The organism is Ketobacter sp. GenoA1 (assembly GCF_003671475.1).
Taxonomy (GTDB): Bacteria; Pseudomonadota; Gammaproteobacteria; order Pseudomonadales; family Ketobacteraceae; genus Ketobacter.
This window is the reverse complement of sequence record NZ_RCHM01000041.1, coordinates 1-1,814: the sequence shown is the minus strand read 5'-3', so window position 1 is coordinate 1,814 and position 1,814 is coordinate 1. Positions and strand designations below refer to the sequence as shown.

The 1,814-nt window shown below is 44.8% G+C and carries 2 protein-coding genes; both read left to right on the top strand.

The features are described from left to right. Nucleotides 1-166 precede the first annotated feature (166 nt). The gene (locus tag D9N13_RS14115; protein WP_290591427.1) at nucleotides 167-580 is read left to right on the top strand and encodes a hypothetical protein; all 414 of its coding nucleotides are present in this window, start codon (nucleotides 167-169) and stop codon (nucleotides 578-580) included. A 601-nt stretch (nucleotides 581-1,181) separates the two neighbouring features. Further along, nucleotides 1,182-1,562 carry a hypothetical protein gene (locus tag D9N13_RS14110; protein ID WP_290591424.1) on the top strand — a complete coding sequence of 127 codons (381 nt, stop codon included), beginning with the start codon at nucleotides 1,182-1,184 and terminating at the stop codon, nucleotides 1,560-1,562. Nucleotides 1,563-1,814 lie beyond the last annotated feature (252 nt).

The window sequence follows — 1,814 nt, the reverse complement described above, 5'->3', positions numbered from 1 at the left end:
CTTCAAGTGGCGCTAGTTTTAACAAGTTGCAGCACGCGGACCCAGCTACGCGCCGCCATCATGTGGTTTGCTGCGCAAACTTACCACATGCTGGCTCTGCTGCGCTGGGCCGGTGTGCAAGGCGTTATGTGTGCGCACGACTAAGTGCAGATAAGGAGAGTTTAAATTGTTAGCAGGCTTTCTTTCGTTTCTAGGCGTGGTAATTGGCGCTTCGTTACAATATTTATTTACTCGCCACATAGAAAGTCAGCGACATCTACGTGATCTACGCTCCAAAGCCTACATGGACTATCTGAAGTGCGTATGCGAGCAGGCGCAGTTTCGTCCCAAGGCAGGGTCTCAAGAGCAGAAAGAATTGTTCTCCCGAACGGGCGATGCTAAGGCGCGGATTTGTCTTTATGGCTCTAAACAGGCTGTTTCTGCATTTTCACGCTTTGAAGAACTGGGTGCATCAATGGGGTCTAAAGAGCAGCGAGATGCTTTTACAGGTATGGTTTCTATCATGCGCACCGATTCAGGTAGTGAACTTTGTGCAAATAATAGCGAACTTCAAAATGTTTTGCTGGGTGTCCATGAGTAAGCACATAACAAGTGCATCAAGCATCGTTCCGGCCTTTGGCCTCCACTGGACGGCGCTGCGTGGCAAAAAATAGTGCCCTGTAGTTTGATTCGTTTTAAGTGATATTCGGCTTCGCCGGAGCGCTTTAAGGTTGGGTAGTGGTATCAAATATATGAGTGGCTGATAGTGATCATGTTCGTTGAACTCTACCAGCAACGAGTGTTGCAAACGTATTTTTCAAGTAGCAATGAAACACATATTGCGTGTTTCTTAATAGGTTTAGCAGGCTGTTGAAGGTCGACCAACGAACCGTACGTTCTTCGTGAGTCTATCGGTTTTGACGGTTGGGGCAATTAAGGTATTCTAATTGTCACGGTTTATAGGTTTAGGTGGCGCGCTCGCGCCACAACGTGGTTGTTGGTAGGTTGGTACCGGCACCGTTTTAACTATCCGGTCAACGCGGACCCAGCTACGCCGCACCAACATGTGGTCGCTTCGCTTTTTACCACATGTTGGCACAACGCAGCTGGGCCGGTTACCTCAGCGTTAGGCGTAATCAGTAATGCGTATTCTAATTCTAACTTTAGTTCTCATGCTTAATGGCTGTATACCTTGGCCCCACATGAGTAATACAACGCCCGAAGTTAAAGGTGTGATCTTTGATAGTGGAAAACCGGTATCTGGAATTAAAGTAAGGTTAGTGGCTAGAGAGGAAGGTAGCGATGAATGTGAAGGTAGAAAACTAGAAGTAATTTCAGATTCAAACGGGTTTGTTGATGAATCCCAAATAAGGCATTTCAACCCAGTCTTAATGATGATGGCGCATAGCTTCTTTGAATGGTCGATATGTGCTGAGATACACGAAAATTGGGTACTCCTTCACAGTGGTAAAGATTATTCTTTGGTTGATACTGGTCCTATATCTAATATTAGCTTTAAGTGTGACGATATTTTTACAGATCCTGTCTGCTCAATTAAAGAGTCATATGATTATGGCTATTAGAAAATGGCGTGGATTGCCTAACAATGCGCTCAACGTGGACGTGTGGAGCTCCGGCAATTGTATGCATTCGCCAAGGCTCATTGTTGCATACAATTGCCTCCACTCCACACGCCAGTTAGCTTAGAGTTATGCAAGGTCATATTTCATACATATAAGGAGACAACGATTATGAATATTCTAAGAAATTGGATGATGATTGGTTTAGTGGTGTTAAGTACAAATATATTCGCGCAGGGAGATAAAAATATTCAA

Bases quoted from the DNA above. Each gene is read 5' to 3' on its own strand.
- D9N13_RS14110 (WP_290591424.1), top strand. From the start codon at position 1,182: ATGAGTAATACAACGCCCGAAGTTAAAGGTGTGATCTTTGATAGTGGA.